The sequence below is a fragment of the Streptomyces sp. R41 genome (assembly GCF_041053055.1).
Lineage (GTDB): Bacteria > Actinomycetota > Actinomycetes > Streptomycetales > Streptomycetaceae > Streptomyces.
The window spans coordinates 2,535,267-2,553,271 of sequence record NZ_CP163443.1 but is presented as its reverse complement, the minus strand read 5'-3'; the positions used below and the strand labels follow the sequence as shown (position 1 = coordinate 2,553,271).

General features: G+C 69.6%; 16 protein-coding genes and 1 pseudogene. 8 read left to right on the top strand and 9 right to left on the bottom strand.

Annotated features, from left to right (window positions below):
- Nucleotides 1-31 precede the first annotated feature (31 nt).
- Both serB and AB5J53_RS12005 read right to left on the bottom strand, forming a co-directional pair.
- Nucleotides 32-1,243 (bottom strand): phosphoserine phosphatase SerB, encoded by a 1,212-nt coding sequence (gene serB, locus AB5J53_RS12010; protein WP_369245611.1) that lies wholly within the window; start codon nucleotides 1,241-1,243, stop codon nucleotides 32-34.
- Nucleotides 1,244-1,861: 618 nt separating this feature from the next.
- Nucleotides 1,862-3,649 (bottom strand): streptophobe family protein, encoded by a 1,788-nt coding sequence (locus AB5J53_RS12005; RefSeq protein WP_369245610.1) that lies wholly within the window; start codon nucleotides 3,647-3,649, stop codon nucleotides 1,862-1,864.
- 241 nt (nucleotides 3,650-3,890) lie between these two features.
- On the opposite strand from AB5J53_RS12005, the gene AB5J53_RS12000 reads away from it, so the two are divergent.
- Nucleotides 3,891-6,389: an FHA domain-containing protein gene (locus tag AB5J53_RS12000; RefSeq protein WP_369245609.1), complete on the top strand. Its 2,499-nt coding sequence runs from the start codon at nucleotides 3,891-3,893 to the stop codon at nucleotides 6,387-6,389.
- A gap of 80 nt (nucleotides 6,390-6,469) precedes the next feature.
- On the opposite strand, the gene AB5J53_RS11995 is transcribed toward AB5J53_RS12000, so the two are convergent.
- The 3 genes from AB5J53_RS11995 to AB5J53_RS11985 form a co-directional block, all read right to left on the bottom strand.
- Entirely contained in the window at nucleotides 6,470-7,252 is a 783-nt protein-coding gene (locus AB5J53_RS11995) for a transglycosylase SLT domain-containing protein (RefSeq protein WP_369245608.1), read from the bottom strand.
- 301 nt (nucleotides 7,253-7,553) lie between these two features.
- On the bottom strand, nucleotides 7,554-8,675 hold the full coding sequence (locus AB5J53_RS11990; protein ID WP_369245607.1) for an S-adenosylmethionine:tRNA ribosyltransferase-isomerase: 1,122 nt from the start codon (nucleotides 8,673-8,675) through the stop codon (nucleotides 7,554-7,556).
- Nucleotides 8,672-9,367, bottom strand: coding sequence for an SDR family NAD(P)-dependent oxidoreductase (locus tag AB5J53_RS11985; RefSeq protein ID WP_369245606.1), 696 nt, complete (start codon nucleotides 9,365-9,367; stop codon nucleotides 8,672-8,674). Before AB5J53_RS11985 ends, AB5J53_RS11990 begins: the two co-directional genes overlap by 4 nt.
- Nucleotides 9,368-9,554: 187 nt before the next feature.
- On the opposite strand from AB5J53_RS11985, the gene AB5J53_RS11980 reads away from it, so the two are divergent.
- The 3 genes from AB5J53_RS11980 (at nucleotide 9,555) to chpE (ending at nucleotide 11,785) form a co-directional block, all read left to right on the top strand.
- Nucleotides 9,555-10,700 (top strand): GAF domain-containing sensor histidine kinase, encoded by a 1,146-nt coding sequence (locus tag AB5J53_RS11980; protein ID WP_369245605.1) that lies wholly within the window; start codon nucleotides 9,555-9,557, stop codon nucleotides 10,698-10,700.
- Nucleotides 10,693-11,334: a response regulator transcription factor gene (locus tag AB5J53_RS11975; RefSeq protein ID WP_189187395.1), complete on the top strand. Its 642-nt coding sequence runs from the start codon at nucleotides 10,693-10,695 to the stop codon at nucleotides 11,332-11,334. Before AB5J53_RS11980 ends, AB5J53_RS11975 begins: the two co-directional genes overlap by 8 nt.
- 205 nt (nucleotides 11,335-11,539) lie before the next feature.
- On the top strand, nucleotides 11,540-11,785 hold the full coding sequence (gene chpE / locus AB5J53_RS11970; protein ID WP_369245604.1) for a chaplin ChpE: 246 nt from the start codon (nucleotides 11,540-11,542) through the stop codon (nucleotides 11,783-11,785).
- Nucleotides 11,786-12,127: 342 nt separating this feature from the next.
- On the opposite strand, the gene AB5J53_RS11965 is transcribed toward chpE, so the two are convergent.
- The gene (locus AB5J53_RS11965) at nucleotides 12,128-12,916 is read right to left on the bottom strand and encodes a hypothetical protein (protein WP_369245603.1); all 789 of its coding nucleotides are present in this window, start codon (nucleotides 12,914-12,916) and stop codon (nucleotides 12,128-12,130) included.
- A gap of 121 nt (nucleotides 12,917-13,037) precedes the next feature.
- Between AB5J53_RS11965 and AB5J53_RS11960 the strand changes: the two genes are divergently transcribed.
- The 3 genes from AB5J53_RS11960 to AB5J53_RS11950 all read left to right on the top strand — a co-directional run bounded on the left by AB5J53_RS11960 (nucleotide 13,038) and on the right by AB5J53_RS11950 (nucleotide 15,450).
- Nucleotides 13,038-13,829 (top strand): ABC transporter ATP-binding protein, encoded by a 792-nt coding sequence (locus AB5J53_RS11960; protein WP_369245602.1) that lies wholly within the window; start codon nucleotides 13,038-13,040, stop codon nucleotides 13,827-13,829.
- Between the two features lie 120 nt (nucleotides 13,830-13,949).
- Entirely contained in the window at nucleotides 13,950-14,384 is a 435-nt protein-coding gene (locus tag AB5J53_RS11955; protein ID WP_369245601.1) for an NfeD family protein, read from the top strand.
- Between the two features lie 130 nt (nucleotides 14,385-14,514).
- On the top strand, nucleotides 14,515-15,450 hold the full coding sequence (locus AB5J53_RS11950; protein ID WP_362517106.1) for an SPFH domain-containing protein: 936 nt from the start codon (nucleotides 14,515-14,517) through the stop codon (nucleotides 15,448-15,450).
- Between the two features lie 57 nt (nucleotides 15,451-15,507).
- On the opposite strand, the gene AB5J53_RS11945 is transcribed toward AB5J53_RS11950, so the two are convergent.
- From AB5J53_RS11945 to AB5J53_RS11935, 3 genes are all read right to left on the bottom strand, one after another.
- Nucleotides 15,508-16,014 carry an HNH endonuclease gene (locus AB5J53_RS11945; protein ID WP_369245600.1) on the bottom strand — a complete coding sequence of 169 codons (507 nt, stop codon included), beginning with the start codon at nucleotides 16,012-16,014 and terminating at the stop codon, nucleotides 15,508-15,510.
- Nucleotides 16,015-16,172: 158 nt separating this feature from the next.
- Nucleotides 16,173-16,712 (bottom strand): YbhB/YbcL family Raf kinase inhibitor-like protein, encoded by a 540-nt coding sequence (locus AB5J53_RS11940; protein WP_369245599.1) that lies wholly within the window; start codon nucleotides 16,710-16,712, stop codon nucleotides 16,173-16,175.
- A 40-nt stretch (nucleotides 16,713-16,752) separates the two neighbouring features.
- Nucleotides 16,753-17,538, bottom strand: a complete 786-nt coding sequence (locus AB5J53_RS11935; RefSeq protein ID WP_369245598.1) for a sporulation protein — start codon at nucleotides 17,536-17,538, stop codon at nucleotides 16,753-16,755.
- 197 nt (nucleotides 17,539-17,735) lie between these two features.
- On the opposite strand from AB5J53_RS11935, the pseudogene AB5J53_RS11930 reads away from it, so the two are divergent.
- A pseudogene (locus AB5J53_RS11930) lies at nucleotides 17,736-17,993 on the top strand (DNA-3-methyladenine glycosylase); the annotation flags it as partial.
- Nucleotides 17,994-18,005 lie beyond the last annotated feature (12 nt).

The following is an 18,005-nucleotide window of genomic DNA, read 5'->3' as shown; positions in this document are numbered from 1 at the left end:
GCGGTGCCGGGCCCCATCTGCGTATGTGCGCTCAGTGGTCGCCCAGGTGCATGTCCGCCGCCTCGACCTCTTCGCGGGTGACGCCCAGCAGATACAGGACCGTGTCCAGGAAGGGGAAGTTCACCGCGGTGTGCGCGGCCTGGCGCACGACCGGCTTGGCGTTGAACGCGACGCCGAGGCCGGCCGCGTTGAGCATGTCGAGGTCATTGGCGCCGTCGCCGATCGCCACGGTCTGGGCGAGCGGCACACCCGCCTCGGCGGCGAAGCGGCGCAGCAGCCGCGCCTTGCCCGCGCGGTCCACGATCTCGCCGGTGACTCTGCCGGTCAGCTTCCCGTCGACGATCTCCAGCGTGTTGGCCTGCGCGAAGTCGAGCCCGAGCCGCTCCTTGAGGTCATCGGTGACCTGAGTGAACCCGCCCGAGACGACACCGACTTGGAAGCCGAGACGCTTCAGCGTACGGATCAGCGTGCGCGCCCCCGGCGTGAGCCGCACCTCCGCGCGCACCTTGTTCACCACCGAGGCGTCCAGCCCCTTCAGGAGCGCCACGCGCGCGTGCAGCGACTGCTCGAAGTCCAGGTCCCCGCGCATCGCGGCCGCCGTCACCTCGGCGACCTCGGCCTCGCAGCCGGCGTGCGCGGCGAAGAGCTCGATCACCTCGTCCTGGATGAGCGTCGAGTCCACATCCATCACCACGAGACGCTGGGCCCGCCGGTGCAGCCCCGCCGCGACCACCGCGATGTCGACACCGAGTGCCGAGGCCTCGGTCACCAGCGCGGTGCGCAGCGCCTCGGTCCCCGTACCGGACACGGCGAACTCGACCGCCGTCACCGGGTACTTGGCGAGCCGGAAGATACGGTCGATGTTGCCGCCGGTCTTCGTGATCCGCGCGGCGATCGCCGCTGTCGACTCCGCGGTGAGCGGGTGGCCGAGCACGGTGACGAGCGAACGTCCGAGTCCCCGCGGCCGGTTGTCGCCCAGGCCGGAGATGATCTCCGCCTGCATCTTCATCGACTCCGCCCAGCTGTGGACGGTGGCCCGCAGATCACCCTCCAACCCGGCGGGCGGCTCGGTCACGAGCGCGCACAGCACGATCCGGCCACGGGTGACGACCTGCTCGATGTCGACCACGTCGACGGAGTAGGCGGCGAGGGTGTCGAAGAGTCCGGCCGTGATGCCGGGCCGGTCCTTGCCGAAGATCTTGACGAGGAGAGTGGGGACGTCAGAGGTCTGCGAAGCGCTCATGGTGCCTCCCACCGTATCCGGCACCCAGTGCCCTACGCCCGCGCGGTCCGCCTTGCGGACAGTGAACTCTGGGTGACGCCCGCCTTCGCCGCCACCGTACGCCGACGGGTGGCGCTGCCCGACGGTCCGCAGCCCCGGGTTTTTCGCCCCCTCCGCCCCTACCCGTCCCGTCCCTGGGGGCTGCCGCCCCCAGACCCCCGCATCGGCCTGAACGGCCTCGTCCTCAAACGCCGGACGGGCTGAAAAAGCGCCCCCGCGTCCGTCGACGTACGAAAGGGCCCGTGCCGCAGGCCCCACCCACCCGCAGCCGCAAACGCACGGAAGGGCCCGTGCCGCAGACCCCACGCACCCGCAGCCGCAAACGCACGGAAGGGCCCGTGCCGCAAGCTCGACGCACCCGCAGCCGCGAACGCACGGAAGGGGCCGTGCCGGTACATCGAATGCCCGTCGCTTACGCCCGGATCTGGAAACGGCTCCCCACAACCCAACGTCTGATCCACCGGCGACGGGCGGATGTACCGGCACGGCCCCGACCCCCACCGACCGGCAGGCGAACGCCCCGACCCCCACCGACCGGCAGGCGAACGCCTCAGTCCCGCCGACCGGCGGGCGAACGCCTCAGCCCCGTCCCCGAGGCCCCCGCGGCGGCGGCGGTGACCCCTCGTCCGGGGGCGGCGGAGGCGGCGGCCCCTCCTGCGGCCGCGCCCGTTGCCGCCGCTTGGGCTGAGGCCCGATCGGCCCCACCACCGTCGGCGCGCCGTACACGTCGTCGCGCGGCCGCGAAGCCCCCGGCGGCCGCACACCTCCTGGCGGCCGTCCGTCCTCCGGCTCCCGCAGCTCGTCGGGCAGGCGCAGATACGGATTGGTGTCGGGATTCGGCGGACGGTACGAGGCCTGGGGCCTGTACGGTCCGGACTCCCCGGCGAGCACGGAGTACTCGGTCGCGGGCACCGAGCCCCCCGCGTCACCCAGAGCCAGTGGCGCCGCCCGCCGCCCCGCGGCCCCGCTCGCGTAAGCCAGCAGCGCCCCCGCCGCCCCGGCGCCCGCCCCCCACGCGGCGCCGAGCAGCAGCGCCATGCCAAGGTGCCCGTGCAACACGATCCCGGCACCGAACGCGTCGAAGCCCAGCACCGACAGCGAGGCGTCCGCCGACACGTCCGTCAGCCACGCGAGCAGCGGCAGTGCCAGCGCCGTCACGACCCCCAGCCGAAGAGCGCAGCGCCCCGCGAAGCCGAGGGCACCCCCGCCCCGTACATCTGTGGCACCCGCGGCTCCCGCGACGGCGGCACCCGGCACCCGTACAAAAGGCGTACGCGAGGCGGCCAGGACACCCGCGAACAGCATCATGACCGCGGTCGCGACCCCCAACAGCCACACGCGTCCGTCGAGTTCCGCGAGCCGGCCCAGCGTGACGGGCTGGTCGGAGTTGACGCTCAGCAACTTGTCCAGGGGGTCGGGGAGCAGCTTGGCGAGCTCGCCGGTGGCCTTTCCGTCCCAAGGGACGAAGAGGCCGATGGGGATGCCGAGCCACACACCGTTGGGCGCGCCGAGCAGGGCCGCGCCCGCGATCCGCTTGGGATGGGCGTCGCCGATCGCCGCGTACGCAGCCGCCGCGAGCCCGGCCAGGACCGCCACCAGCAACACGGTGACGAGCGCGGAGGCGGCGGGGCGCACCACCCGGTGCACGGCCTCCCAGCCGCGCGGCAGCGGCGTACGCCGGGAGGCCAGCAGGGCGATCACCAGGATGCCGGCGGCCCAGGCCGCGCCGCCGAGCAGCGTGGGCGCGGTGTCGACCGTGAACCCCACGGCGGCCTTGGCGTTCACAAGATCGCCGATCTTGTCGGGCAGCAGCCCGCCGAGGTCTCCGAGCCCGCCGGGGAGCTTGTCCGTGATGTCACCGAGCCCGCCGCCGCCCGTGACCTTGTCGAGTCCGAGCTTGCTCCCGTCGATCGTGATGACGTCGTGACCGGCCCAGGCGAGCCCGCCCAGCGTCGCCACGAAGAGAAGAACCACCGCGCCCGCCCGCGCGAGGAGTTCGGAGGGCGCGATCACAACTCCCGCCCCGCGCAGGGACCGTAAGAAGAACCAGGACATCAGAAGCGCGCCGACCAGCCCCACACCCAGTGGCGTGATCTGAATGGCCGTGTGCGCCTCCGCTCCTTTCAGGCCGAAGGCCGACACATCGCCGGACGGCTTGACCGCACCATTGGCCCCAAGTGCCACCACCGCCGCGGTCATCGGCCCGAGCGAGCCCGCCGAGTCGGCCCCGAGCAGATGCAGCCCGAGCGCGGCCGTGCCCGCCATTCCGATCAACGCCCAGCTCACAGAGGCGATCGCGGACAGCAGTACGTCCCCCCAGGGCACACTCCTGACACTCCCGCCGTGGTCCGCGGTCTCGATACTCATCGTCAGACCCCCCGATCCGCGCCGCGGCGATCCACCGCGGATGTCCCCCTCGCGTGGGATTACCACTCTCCGGTCCGGTTTCAACCCCGTCAACGGAAACGGGCAACCCGCCCGTACGCATCCTTCACAAGGCCCGACTTTCGGTCAGGGGGCTCCTACTGAAATAGTTCCCCACGATGTTCGACATCCCTAGACTCCCTGTGATGGGGGTAACTCGGGGGACAACTCAGTGGGGCATGGAGTGCCGGAACTCGTACTGGAATTGAATGGACGGACCTGGACGCTCGATGCGTCCAGGCCATACACCCTCGGACGTGATCCGCAGGGAGACATCGTGCTCGACGACGCCAGGGTCTCCTGGCGTCACGCCACGATCAGCTGGGGCGGCCGCAGTTGGGTCATCGAGGACCACGGCAGCACCAACGGCACGTTCGTGCAGGGGCAGCGGATCCACCAGATGGAGATCGGCCCCGGCTCGGCCGTGCACCTCGGCAACGCGACCGACGGACCGCGCCTGAACCTGTCCGGCGCCGCGGCCTCGGTCGCACAGCCCCAGCAGCAGCCGTACGCGGCGCAGGGCGCGAGCCCCGGCTGGGCCCAACAGGCGCCGCAGCAGCAGGCGCCGGAGCAGGGCTGGCAGCAGCCGCAACAGGCGGCGAAGATCCCGCCGCAGCAGGGACCCGGTGGTGGCGCGGGGGCGCCGCCGGTCTACGGCGACCGCAGCCCCACCACGTTCCACCAGTTCTCACTGGGCCGCGTGATGCGCATCGGCCGTGCGCTGGAGAACGAGCTGGTCGTCTCCGACCTCCAGGTCTCGCGCCACCACGCCGAGTTCCACGCGACACCCGACGGCCGCTTCGAGATCCGCGACCTCGGCTCGCACAACGGCACGTACGTCAACGGTATGCCGATCGCCAAGGGCGGCTCGGCGCTGCTCGGCCCGAACGACATCGTCGGCGTCGGCCACTCGACGTTCCGTCTGGTCGGCGACCGCCTCGAGGAGTTCGTCGACACCGGTGAGGTCTCCTTCTCGGCCCGCCATCTGACCGTCACGGTCGACGGCGGCAAGCAGATCCTCAAGGACGTCTCCTTCGGCGTGCCCGAGAAGTCGCTCATCGCGGTCATCGGCCCGTCCGGTTCCGGCAAGTCGACACTCCTGAAGGCGCTCACGGGCTACCGCCCCGCCAACCAGGGTGACGTCCTCTACGACAACCGGAACCTGTACAAGCAGTTCGCCGAGCTGCGCCAGCGCATCGGTCTGGTCCCGCAGGACGACATCCTGCACAAGGAACTGACCGTCAAGAAGGCCCTCAAGTACGCGGCCAAGCTGCGCTTCCCCGCGGACACCACGGGCGAGGAGCGCGAAGCCCGCATAGACGAGGTGCTGCGCGAGCTGAAGCTGGACATCCACAAGGAGAAGAAGGTCACCTCCCTCTCCGGTGGCCAGCGCAAGCGCGTCTCCGTGGCCCTGGAGCTGCTCACCAAGCCGTCGCTGATCTTCCTGGACGAGCCGACGTCCGGCCTCGACCCGGGCATGGACCGCGACGTCATGCAGCTGCTGCGCGGCCTCGCCGACGACGGCCGTACGGTCCTCGTCGTCACGCACTCCGTGGCCGAGCTGGCGATCTGCGACAAGCTCCTGGTGATGGCGCCCGGCGGCTCCGTCGCCTACTTCGGCCCTCCGGAGGAGGCGCTGAACTTCTTCGGCTACGAGACCTGGGCCGACGTCTTCTCCGCCTTCGAGAACTACCGCGACTACGACTGGGCGGGCCGCTGGAAGGGCTCGCAGCACTACCAGATGTACGCCGCGGACATCGACGCGGTCGCCCCGCAGTCGACGCAGATGCCGCCGCCGCAGGCGATGAAGCCGCCCAAGCCGCAGAGCTGGGGCTCCCAGCTGATGACCCTGATCCGCCGCTATGTCTCGGTGATCGCCTCCGACAAGGGCTTCCTGGCGCTGACGGTGATCCTGCCGGCGGTGCTGGGCTCGGTGAGCCTGCTCATCGACTCGGACAAGACGCTCCTGGTCAACAAGCAAGTGACGCAGGCCGGCGTACACGTCGCGAACGGCACGGCCACGACGGTGCTCCTGATCCTCGCGGTCGGCGCGTGCTTCGCGGGCGCCGCCAACTCGGTCCGTGAGCTGATCAAGGAACGGGTGATCTACGAGCGGGAGCGCGCGACGGGCCTGTCCCGGTCCGCGTATCTGATGTCCAAGGTGATCGTCCTCGGTGTGGTCACCCTGCTGCAGGGTGCCCTGGTCGGCGCCATCGGCTTCGGCAGCCGCACGGTCCCGGACGAGGGTCTGATCCTGACCAGCCTGCCCAAGGTCGAGCTCACCATCCCGATCATGGTCCTCGGCTTCGCGTCGATGATGTTCGGCCTGGTCATCTCCTCGCTGGTGAAGACCGCCGAGAAGACCATGCCGCTGCTGGTCATGTTCGCGATCGTCCAGGTCGTCTTCACCGGCTGCCTGTTCATCCTGAACGGCACACCTGGCGTCAACCAGTTCTCGTACCTGATGCCGGCCCGCTGGGCGGTCGCCGCCTCCGGTACCACGCTGGACTTCAACAACATCTTCCCGAACCAGGACGACCCGAGCAGCACGGATCCGCTGTGGGACCACACGGCCGGGGCCTGGACCCTGGACATGGTCGCCCTGATCGTCCTCGGCGTACTCTGCGGCTTCTTCGTGGCCCGCTTCCTGCGCCGCCACGAGCCCGAGGTCATGCGGAAGTAATCGCTCAGCCATGGCGGAAGGGCGGCACCCCAGCTGGGGTGCCGCCCTTCCGCGTACGTGTCGGAGCTCCGCGCTCGGCCTCAGTACGCGCTGTTGACGTTGTCCATCGAGCCGTACTTGTCGGCCGCGTAGTTGGCAGCGGCCGTGATGTTGGCGACCGGGTCGTAGATGTTCCACGAGGTGCCGGGCACGTGGTACGCGTTGAACGTCGGCGGGATGACCTGGAGCAGGCCCTTCGACGGGATGCCGTTGATGGCGTTGATGTCCCAGTTGTTGATGGCGTTCGGGTTGCCCGAGGACTCGCGCATGATGTTGCGGTACAGGCCGTTGTACGAACCCGGGATGCCGTGCTTCGCCATGATGTCGAGGGACTGGCGGATCCAGCCGTCGAGGTTGTTGGTGTAGCTCTTCAGGGCGACGGTCTGGACCGTGGGGCGCTGCGCGGAGCGGCTCGCGGCCTGCACCTTGGCGCGGTCCTCCTCGGCCTTCTTCTTCGCGGCGGCCTCGGCGGCGGCCTTCTTCGCGGCGGCGGCAGCCTTCTTCGCGGCGGCGGCGTCGGCCGCCTTCTTCTTCGCGGCGGCAGCGGCGTCGTCAGCGGCCTTCTTCTTCGCCGCGACGGCCTGGGCCTTCAGATCGGCGCCGGCCAGCTGGTCCGTGATGCGGGCCTTCACGTCCTTGATCGGCTGCTCGCTGTAGGCGACCTGGGCCGTGGAGACGGCGTCGGTCGTGGTGGTCTGGGAGTTGCCCGGGACCAGGGAGAAGGCGAGAGCGGCGGCACCGAGGGTGGCGACACCCGCGACGGAAAGCTTGTGAGCCTTGCTCAGCTTCGGACTATGACCAGGAGTGTTGATGTTCTTGCGCATCACTGATGGACCTCGTTCGAATAGCGCGGAGGTCGCTCTCGGTCCGGTGGGGGACAGAGTGTTTCCGGAACAAGCGCCGTGGGGCGGAACCTCGCGGCGCTGAGCGACGGAGGCAATTCTTAGCGGTCGCAAAATCCTGTGGCAAAGGTGTGACGTACGAAGCCGGGTAGTGGACCTAGAAAGGGCAAAACGGGGCAGACTGTCACGTCTGCCCCGCTCATGCGGGCTACCTTTATCTCCTATGTCCCTTCGTATGTGATGTGCCCCCTATGTGCGGGCTCACATCGGTCGTGTATCAATCTCACCAGCAGTTGCTGGAGCAATGCTCAGAGTGAGGACCCTCTTCCGGAAGGATGAGGTGCACGTCCCCGAACTCGTGCCAGAGGTAGAACTCGCGCAGCGCCTCGTCGTAGCCGCGGTCGATCGCCGCCCGTCCCGCGATCGCCTCCAGCATCAGCAGATGCGAGGCCTCCGGCTCGTGCAGCCCGGTCAGCAGCCCGTCGACGACCCGCACCCCGCGCTCCGGGGTCACCACGAGGTCGGTCCAGCCCTGCGCCGCCCGGACCACCCCGTCGGGGCCCGTAGCGGACTCGACGGCGCGTACCGCCGTCGTACCGACCGCGATGATCCGCCCGTCACCGGCCCTCGCCGCGTTGATCAGCCGCGCCGACGCCTGAGGCACCTCGTACCGCTCCGGATACGGCGGCTCATGGGCCTGAGCCGACGCGACTCCCGTGTGCAGCGTGATCGGCGCGAACTGCACACCCCGGCTCACCAGCTCCGCCACCATGCGCGCGGTGAAGGGGCGCGCCGCACTCGGCATCTCCGCGCTGCCCGTGCCGTCGGCGGACGGCAGCGCGAACACCGTCTGGTACACGGACAGCGGCTGATCCCTCTGTGTATAGGAGTAGCGAATGGGCCGCCCGTGCCGCCGCAGCAGCCCCAGGACGTCCGCGTCCGACACCCGCCCCCACCACAACCGTGGGCTCCGCGCGGCCAGCGGCTCCTCCAGTACGAGTCGTACGTCCCCGGGGAGGCGCACCTCTGTCCCCGCGGGCCCGCCCGCACGCGCACGCGTGGTTCCCCTTCCGTCGGGATCCCGCAGCTCGACCGCCCACCGCCCGTCGTCGCCGAGCGTGGAGAAATGCACCACCACGCGCGCGTGCCCGACGCTTGCGTCGATGGCGGCCGCCAGGGTGGTGGAGGTGTTGACGACGAGCAGATCTCCCGCCTTCAGCTGCAGGGGCAGCTCCACGAACTCGTGATGCGACACCTCGGTGCCACGCGAAACCAGCAGCCGTACCGAGTCCCGGTCGAGCCCGGGCCCCCGCTGCTCGGCCGGCACCCGCGCCGACAGCTCCTCCGGAACCCTCCACTCTGAACCCCGCTCGTCGAGCGGGGGGACACCCGTCGCGGTCGTCATCGCTCCTCCAGCAGGGCCGGGGCGCCGTAACGACCACTGACCGGCCGCTCGTCGAGCAGCCGCAGAAATGCCGGAACCACACTGTCCGGCGTCGGCCGTGGATCGTCGTCGTCCGGTACGGCCGCCGCGTACAGGTCCGTGCCCATGTCCCCGGGGTCGACCGCCCAGACCCGCAGGCCTGGCTCCTCCTCGCCGAGGACCGCGGAGAGGTGGTCGAGGGCCGCCTTCGACGCCCCGTAGCCGCCCCACGTCTCGTACGCCTCGGCGGCGGCGTCCGAGCTGATGTCGATGACCGTGCCCGCCTTCGCGGCCCGCAGCAGCGGCAGCGCCTCCTGGATCAGGCCCAGAGCGGCGACCACGTTCACCTCGAGGGCCTGCCGCAGCCCGTCCAGGGGCAGCTCCTCCAGACGCACCAGCGGCTCGGCGCCCAGCGCGCTCGCGTTGTTCACCAGAAGGTCGACACCACCGAGCTTCCGGGCCGCCGCGACCAGCTCGGCGCGGTGCCCGGCGTCCATGACATCCCCTGGGAGCGCCTCCACGCGCGTCCCGTACCCGGACAGTGCCACCGCCGTGTCCTCCAGTACTCCGGCGGTTCTGGCGTCGAGCACCAGATCCCAGCCGCGCTCCGCCAGGGCCGCACCGAGCGCCCGCCCCAGCCCCTTCGAAGCCCCCGTGATGATCGCTACCGGCATGACATCCGTCCCCTCGTCCCGTGACCGCCGCTGCCGGCGGGTGTCTTCAACGTAGGAACCCGGCCGCGCCACCGCCTCGTGCGCGGGCCGCAATGATCCAGGGCCCTTCGTCCTAGTCCTCCCGGCCCAGGCGACCGCCATCACAGGTCCGATACGCGTTGTCACACCCCGCCGGTACTTTGGGGTCATGAGCCAAGTACCCCGGTCGGGCCTGTACGCGGTGAGTTCCGCGCTACTGGCCATGAGCAGGCATCTCGAAGTACGCGACGTCCTCAAGACGATCGTCGCCTCGGCCCGAGAGCTGCTCGACGCGCAGTACGCGGCCCTCGGCGTGCCCGACGACCACGGCGGCTTCGCCCAGTTCGTCGTCGACGGCGTCAGTGACGCCCAGTGGAAGGCCATCGGCCCGCTCCCGCGCCAGCACGGCATCCTCGCCGCGATGCTGCACGAGGCCCGCCCCGAGCGCCTGGCCGACGTGCGCAAGGACCCCCGCTTCGAAGGCTGGCCCTCGGCTCACCCCGACATGTCCGACTTCCTGGGCCTGCCGATCCGCGACGGCGACGAGATCATCGGCGCACTGTTCCTCGCGAACAAGAACTGCCCCAAAGAGGAAGGCAGTTGCGGCTTCACCGAGGACGACGAGGAACTGCTCACGATCCTCGCCCAGCACGCCGCGATCGCCCTGACGAATGCCCGCCTGTACGAGCGCAGCCGTGAGCTCACCATCGCCGAAGAGCGCTCCAGGCTCGCCCATGAGCTCCACGACGCGGTCAGCCAGAAGCTGTTCTCCCTGCGCCTGACCGCGCAGGCCGCCGCCGCCCTCGTCGACCGCGACCCGTCGCGCGCCAAGGGCGAACTCCAGCAGGTGGCCGTGCTCGCGGCGGAGGCCGCCGACGAACTGCGCGCCGCCGTCGTCGAGTTGCGCCCCGCCGCGCTCGACGAGGACGGCCTGGTCGCCACCCTGCGCACCCACATACAGGTCCTCGACCGCGCCCACTCCGCGCGCGTCACCTTCGCCGGCCGTGGGGTACGGGCGCTGCCCGCCGCCCAGGAGGAGGCCATGCTGCGCGTTGCCCAGGAGGCCCTGCACAACGCGCTGCGGCACTCCGGCGCCGCCCAGGTCGACGTGACCCTGGAAAAGCGCGGACCGGGCGCCGTGCTGCGCGTCACCGACGACGGCAGCGGCTTCGAACCCACCGCGATACGCAGCGCGGGCCGCCATCTCGGGCTTGTGTCGATGCGCGACCGGGCGAGCGGAGTCGGCGGCACACTCACCGTGGAATCGGCGCCCGACAAGGGCACCACGATCGAGATGGAGGTCCCTGGTGGCTGACGCAATCAAGGTGCTGCTCGTCGACGACCACCAAGTGGTCCGCCGGGGCCTGCGCACCTTCCTCGAAGTTCAGGACGACATCGAGGTCGTGGGAGAGGCGTCCGACGGCGCCGAAGGAGTCGCCCGCGCCGAGGAGTTGAAGCCCGACGTCGTCCTCATGGACGTCAAGATGCCGGGCATGGACGGCATCGATGCGCTGCGCAAGCTCCGCGAACTCGCCAACCCCGCGCGCGTGCTGATCGTCACCAGCTTCACCGAGCAGCGCACGGTCGTCCCGGCCCTGCGCGCGGGCGCCGCCGGGTATGTGTACAAGGACGTGGACCCGGACGCCCTGGCCGGCGCCATCCGCTCCGTGCACGCCGGGCACATCCTGCTGCAGCCCGAGGTCGCGGGCGCGCTGCTGTCCCAGGAGGAGGCCAACTCGGGCCAGGGGAGAGGCGGTTCCCTCACCGAGCGGGAGCGCGAGGTGCTCGGTCTCATCGCGGACGGCCGCTCCAACCGCGAAATCGCCCGCGCCCTCGTCCTCTCCGAGAAGACCGTCAAGACGCATGTCTCGAACATCCTGATGAAACTCGACCTCGCCGACCGGACCCAGGCCGCGCTCTGGGCCGTACGGCATGGGGTGGCGGGCTGATCACCAGCTGATACGCGGCGGATGCGCGCTCCGCAGCGCTCCTGGGGACCGGTCGGCGCGCGGCAATTCGGAGGGTTCCACTCCGGGATGAGATTCATACCGTCGGGTGTATGTCCCCCGGATGGCGCATCCTCTGTGGATCTCACCCGTTCTCCAATGCGTGCTGCGGCGACTTGCCGCAGTGATCGCAAGGAGGGGTTTCGAAGTGAAGAACCTGAAGAAGGCCACTGCTGTCGCGATGGTGGCCGGCGGCCTGGTCGCCGCCGGTGCCGGTATGGCCTCCGCCACCGACGGTGCGTGCGCGAGCGGCAACGCCGAGGGCTCCCCGGGCGTCGTCTCGGGCAACCTCATCCAGGCCCCGGTGCACGTCCCCGTGAACGCGGTCGGCAACAGCGTGAACGTCATCGGCGTTCTGAACCCGGCCTTCGGCAACCTCGGCGTCAACCGCTGAGTTCCGTAGCGGAACCATCATGACCACCGGCCTTCCAGGGATCCCTTGGGAGGCCGGTCAGGTTGTCGCCTCATCGTCGGCCTGAACCTGGCCTTCGGCAACAAGGTCGTAAGCGACTGACCCGCAGCTGTAGGTGCCCCGCGAAGGAAGACGCCTCGCGGGGTCTTTCCACGTTGCCCGCGCTGCGGGCATGCGTGCTGGAAGCGGCCGGCCCGCCCGTCTCAGCTGTGGGCAATCGTGCCGCCAGGGTGGTACCCGTCCCAGAGAGAGCGGCACCCTCAAGCGCCGGTACGCGCACCCACCCCGAGTTCAGCCCCCACTCGGGGCAACAGGCACCCCCGCTCAGCGAACCCCCCGCTCCCGCTCCTCCACAAACGCGTTGTACGCGGCCACCTGCGCCCGCCGAGCCGTCCGCTCCACCGGCCGCAAGGCCTCCGCCCGTGCCGCGATCTCCGAGGCACTCATCGCCCCACCGTGCCCGTTCTCGTACGCGACCGAGATCAGCAGCCCCACCCGCTGAGCAAGCTCCAGCACCCGCACCGCCCGCGGCGGATACCCGGGAGCAAGAACCTCCCGCCCCCGCTCCGCCCGAGCCCGATACGCATCGATCGCAGCCTCGGCAACCGGCCCCGACCCCGCCACATCCAGCCGCGACAACACCTCCGTCGCCTCGCGCAGCGCCTCCGCCAGCTCCCGCTCGGCCTCCCCGAGCGACGGCACATCGGCAGGCGGCGCCTGCCGTACCGGCAGACAGTGCCAGACGACCTCCACGTGCACATCGCCATCAGGCCCCGCCTCGTACACCTCCGGCACCAGCCCCAGCGCAGCGCCATGGCAGACGACGGCCTCCTCGGCATCGAGGGCGCGCGCGTTGAAGTCCGGCGGGCCGCTCAGCCCGAGCGGATGCCCCGGCGCGGGCAGCGCGACCCGCAGCCCGGTCACCCCGAGCGTGCGCAGCCGGCCGAGGGCGAGCGTGAGCCCCACGGGCCCCGACTCGCCCGGCAGCCCCTCGACCCGGTGCACCGCGTCCTCGCCGACGATGGCGAGCACCGCGTCATCCGGTGAAATAAGTCCGGCCAAAAGGGCATTTCCCCATGCGGCCAGCCGTCCAGAGCGTGGTTCCGAGAGCATCCCCCCACCCTAAGGACCGACCGATGGAATGGAGCGACCGACCGGTGGCGTAGGTTTTCCCTGGGGGCTGCGTCCACAGACGTAAGCGACGGCCGAGACTGCAATGGGAGACAACGCGCTCATGAGCGATGTACTGGAGCTGGAGGACGTATCCGTGGTCCGCGAGGGCCGGGCTCTGGTGGACCAGGTCTCCTGGTCGGTCAAGGAGGGGGAGCGCTGGGTCATCCTCGGCCCGAACGGCGCCGGAAAAACGACCCTTCTGAACGTCGCCTCCAGCTACCTCTTCCCCAGCCAGGGCACCGCCACCATCCTCGGCGAGACGCTCGGCAAGGTCGACGTCTTCGAGCTGCGCCCGCGCATCGGCGTCGCCGGCATCGCCATGGCCGAGAAGCTTCCCAAGCGCCAGACCGTCCTGCAGACCGTGCTCACCGCCGCGTACGGCATGACCGCCGGCTGGCACGAGGACTACGAGGACGTCGACGAGCAGCGCGCCCGCGCCTTCCTTGACCGCCTCGGCATGAGCGAGTACCTGGACCGCAAGTTCGGCACGCTCTCCGAGGGCGAGCGCAAGCGGACCCTGATCGCCCGCGCCCTGATGACCGACCCCGAGCTGCTCCTGCTCGACGAGCCCGCCGCGGGCCTCGACCTCGGCGGCCGCGAGGACCTCGTCCGTCGCCTCGGCCGCCTCGCCCGCGACCCGATTGCACCCTCCATGATTATGGTCACGCACCACGTCGAGGAGATCGCCCCCGGCTTCACCCATGTCCTGATGATTCGTCAGGGCAAGGTGCTCGCCGCCGGCCCGCTGGAGCTCGAACTCACCTCGCGCAACCTCTCCCTCTGCTTCGGCCTCCCGCTCGTCGTCGAGCAGATCGGCGAGCGCTGGACCGCGCAGGGTCTGCCGATGGCCTGAACACCGCAGAGCCCGGACCCGATTGAACTCCGGAGCGCCCGCACCCGATCTGCGGACCGGGCGTGTCCCAGTTGATCGCGCGCCCTGTCCGCCAGAGCAGCGCGGTCCTACCATGACCATGTGAACGACATCAACGCGTGGGTGTGGTGGCTCGTTGCGGCGGCCGGGCTCGGCATCCCGCTCGTCGTGACCGCGATGCCGGAGTTCGGCATGCTCGCCGTGGGCGCTGTCGCCGCCGCGGTCTCTGCGGGGCTCGGCGGTGGTGTCGTCCTCCAAGTACTCGTCTTCGCCGTCGTCTCGGTAGCCCTCATCGCCGTCGTACGGCCCATCGCTGCCCGGCACCGCGCCCAGCGGCCCCAACTCGCCACAGGCGTGGAGGCGTTGAAGGGCAAGCAGGCCATCGTCCTGGAGCGGGTGGACGGTTCGGGCGGTGGCCGGATCAAACTCGGCGGAGAGATCTGGTCGGCACGTGCCCTCGACGCCGGACAGGCCTACGAGGTAGGCCAAGAAGTGGACGTCGTCGACATCGACGGGGCCACGGCGATCGTCATGTGACCTCGTACGACGCAAGTGAACCGAACGCCCCACGTGGCAGACGACGGTCTGTCAGACTCGTCCAGCAAGATCTTCAACAACCATAAGATCTTCCGGAGTTACCGAGCGGAGAAGGGTACGGGGAGCAACGATGGAACCGATCATCATCGTCCTGATCATTCTGGTGGTGTTGGTCTTCATCGCCCTGATCAAGACCATCCAGGTCATCCCACAGGCCAGCGCCGCCATCGTCGAGCGCTTCGGCCGCTACACGCGCACCCTGAACGCCGGCCTGAACATCGTCGTCCCGTTCATCGACTCCATCCGCAACCGCATCGACCTGCGCGAACAGGTCGTGCCGTTCCCGCCGCAGCCGGTGATCACCCAGGACAACCTGGTCGTCAACATCGACACGGTCATCTACTACCAGGTGACCGACGCCCGCGCGGCCACGTACGAAGTGGCCAGCTACATCCAGGCGATCGAGCAGCTCACCGTCACCACGCTGCGCAACATCATCGGCGGCATGGACCTGGAGCGAACCCTGACCTCCCGCGAGGAGATCAACGCGGCCCTGCGCGGCGTCCTCGACGAGGCCACCGGCAAGTGGGGCATCCGCGTCAACCGCGTCGAGCTCAAGGCGATCGAGCCGCCCACCTCCATCCAGGACTCGATGGAGAAGCAGATGCGCGCCGACCGTGACAAGCGCGCCGCGATCCTCACCGCCGAAGGTATCCGCCAGTCGCAGATCCTCACCGCCGAAGGTGAGAAGCAGTCCGCGATCCTGCGCGCCGAAGGTGAGGCCAAGGCGGCCGCCCTGCGCGCCGAGGGCGAGGCCCAGGCCATCCGTACGGTCTTCGAGTCCATCCACGCCGGCGATGCGGACCAGAAGCTCCTCGCCTACCAGTACCTCCAGATGCTCCCCAAGATCGCCGAGGGCGACGCCAACAAGCTCTGGATCGTGCCCAGCGAGATCGGCGACGCGCTCAAGGGGCTGAGCGGCGCCATGGGCAACTTCGGCCCCATGGGCGGCGGTTCGGGCAACGGCGGCACAGAGCGCCGCGAGAAGCCGTCCGTCACCGACTGACCGTGTACGACGATGGGGCCCACCTCTCACGGGAGGTGGGCCCCATCGTCGTACGAGCTAGGCCGCGGGCTGTCCCAGCCACTCCGGCAGCGCGTCGAAGTCGTCCTGGCCGAGCGCCAGCAGCATCGCGTCCGCGGGCGTCGGCTCGAAGGGCTGCCGCAGCAGCGGCATACCCGCCTGCTCCGGTGTACGGTCCGCCTTGCGGTGGTTGTCCTGCGCGCACGAGGCGACCGTGTTCAGCCAGGAGTCCCGGCCGCCCTGCGCCCGCGGCACCACGTGGTCCACGGTCGTGGCGCGCCGACCGCAGTACGCGCACCTGTGCCGGTCACGTACCAGCACACCGCGCCGCGACCACGGCGCTTGTCTTCGGAACGGCACCCGGACATAGCGGCAGAGCCTGATCACCCGGGGCACGGGTATGTCGAGCGCCGCTCCGCGCATACGGAGTTCGGGGTGGGCCTGCTCCACGACCGCCTTGTCCTGCAGCACCAGAACGACGGCTCGGTTCAACGTCACCGTCGACAGCGGCTCAAAGCTCGCGTTCAGTACCAGCGTGTCCCGCATCCAGCCCACCTCCCGTGTGCACCGGCCCACCCCCTGGCGGACGGGCTTGGATCAACTCTGGCCGGGCGCGCCGAGATGGACAACGCAATAAAAAATGCCCGCCTCTGATCACTTCCAAGACCAGAGGCGGGCAAACGTTCAGTGAACGCTTGGCTGGCTCAGCTTGCCGACCGATTCTCGTACTCGCCGATCAACTGGGCACGCGCCAGTGTGTGGAACCGCAGGTTGAAGCCCACGACGGCGGGCGACACCTCGGAGTCCGGCCCCAGCTTCTCGCTGTCGACGGCATACACCGTCAAGACGTACCGGTGCGGTCCGTCCCCGGGCGGCGGCGCCGCCCCGCCGAAGTCCTTCGACCCGTAGTCGTTGCGGACGTGCACGGCGCCCTCGGGGAGCCCCTCGAACTTGCCGCTGCCCGCGCCCGGGGGCAGTTCCGTCACCGACGCCGGGATGTCGAAGAGCACCCAGTGCCAGAACCCGCTGCCCGTCGGAGCATCCGGATCGAAGCACGTCACGGCGAAGCTCTTCGTGCCGGCCGGGAAGCCCTCCCAGCGCAGATGCGGCGACGTATTGCCCGCCGAGTACACCTGGGCGTCCGCAAGTACCGCACCCGGCGCGATGTCGTCGCTCACCACCGTGAACGACGGCACCGGCGGATGGAAGTCATGGGGAAGCGGGGCTCTCTTCGCCTCGGTCACGTCTCAACCTCCGATTCGGCCGACTGACTGCGTCTTCAGCCTAGAACCAGCTGCGCTTGCTACCGACTTCCGACAGCCACTGATTCAGGTACGCGGCCCAGTCCGTGCCCTGGTAGTCGTGCAGACCCACCTGGAAGGACCGGTACGAGTCGCTGCCCTCAGAGAAGAGGCCCGGCTTCTTGTCCATCTCCAGGACGACGTCCATCGCACGGTCGTCCGCGACGAAGCTCAGCTCCACCTGGTTCAGTCCGCGGTACTGCGACGGCGGGAAGAACTCGATCTCCTGGTAGAACGGCAGCTTCTGCCGCGTACCCCGGATGTGGCCGCGCTCCATGTCCGCGTTCTTGAAGCGGAAGCCCAGCTGGATGAAGGCGTCCAGGAGCGCCTTCTGCGCCGGCAGCGGATGCACATTGATCGGGTCCAGGTCACCGGAGTCCAAGGCGCGCGCGATCTCCAGCTCCGTCGTCACACCGATGTGCATCCCGCGCAGGCTCTGCCGGTCGATCATGGTGATCGGCGTCTCCCAGGGGATCTCCAGACCGAACGGCACCGCGTGCACCGCGCCCGCCTGGAGCTCGAAGGCCCCACCGAGCCGCAGCTTGGTGAACTCGATGTCCTGCTTGTACTCCTGGTCGTCGTGGCCCTCGACCTCGACCTTGGCCTGCAGACCGACCGACAGACCCTCGATCGCCTGATTCACCGACCCGCCCTGGATCCGCACCTCACCCTGGACGACGCCGCCCGGAACGGTGTTGACCTCCGTCAGCACCGTCTCGACCGAAGCCCCACCGGCCCCCAGGCTCGCAAGCAGCCGCTTGAACCCCATGTCACTTCCTCCCCAGGCAACGCCTGTTCCATCTGCCGTGTCCGTCTGTATTCCTTGATCCCTACAAACGCGATCCGACCGCGGCCGGTTCCACGCCCTCACCCTTCCAAGAGAGAGGACCCCTGGCCACCCCATCGACAAGCATCCGTCCGGACTACTCAGTACTACGCCGGACTGGTGGACTACGCTCGGACGCCATGATCGCGGCCCCTGACCGTACGCCCCTCACACGCGAGTTCTTCGACCGCCCCGTACTGGACGTCGCCCCCGACCTCCTGGGGCGCATCCTCGTACGCACCACCCCGGACGGTCCGATCGAACTCCGCATCACAGAGGTCGAGGCGTACGACGGCCCGAACGACCCCGGCTCCCACGCCTATCGCGGCCCCACAGCCCGCAAGGACGTGATGTTCGGTCCGCCAGGCCACGTGTACGTCTACTTCACCTACGGCATGTCAAGGCGGTCA

Bases quoted from the DNA above. Each gene is read 5' to 3' on its own strand.
- AB5J53_RS11995 (WP_369245608.1), bottom strand. From the start codon at position 7,252: ATGCGCAAGAACATCAACACTCCTGGTCATAGTCCGAAGCTGAGCAAG.
- AB5J53_RS11985 (WP_369245606.1), bottom strand. From the start codon at position 9,367: ATGCCGGTAGCGATCATCACGGGGGCTTCGAAGGGGCTGGGGCGGGCG.
- AB5J53_RS12005 (WP_369245610.1), bottom strand. From the start codon at position 3,649: ATGAGTATCGAGACCGCGGACCACGGCGGGAGTGTCAGGAGTGTGCCC.
- AB5J53_RS11935 (WP_369245598.1), bottom strand. From the start codon at position 17,538: ATGGGGTTCAAGCGGCTGCTTGCGAGCCTGGGGGCCGGTGGGGCTTCG.
- AB5J53_RS11945 (WP_369245600.1), bottom strand. From the start codon at position 16,014: ATGCGGGACACGCTGGTACTGAACGCGAGCTTTGAGCCGCTGTCGACG.
- serB (WP_369245611.1), bottom strand. From the start codon at position 1,243: ATGAGCGCTTCGCAGACCTCTGACGTCCCCACTCTCCTCGTCAAGATC.
- AB5J53_RS11950 (WP_362517106.1), top strand. From the start codon at position 14,515: ATGGAACCGATCATCATCGTCCTGATCATTCTGGTGGTGTTGGTCTTC.
- AB5J53_RS11980 (WP_369245605.1), top strand. From the start codon at position 9,555: ATGAGCCAAGTACCCCGGTCGGGCCTGTACGCGGTGAGTTCCGCGCTA.
- AB5J53_RS11965 (WP_369245603.1), bottom strand. From the start codon at position 12,916: ATGCTCTCGGAACCACGCTCTGGACGGCTGGCCGCATGGGGAAATGCC.
- AB5J53_RS11990 (WP_369245607.1), bottom strand. From the start codon at position 8,675: ATGACGACCGCGACGGGTGTCCCCCCGCTCGACGAGCGGGGTTCAGAG.
- AB5J53_RS11960 (WP_369245602.1), top strand. From the start codon at position 13,038: ATGAGCGATGTACTGGAGCTGGAGGACGTATCCGTGGTCCGCGAGGGC.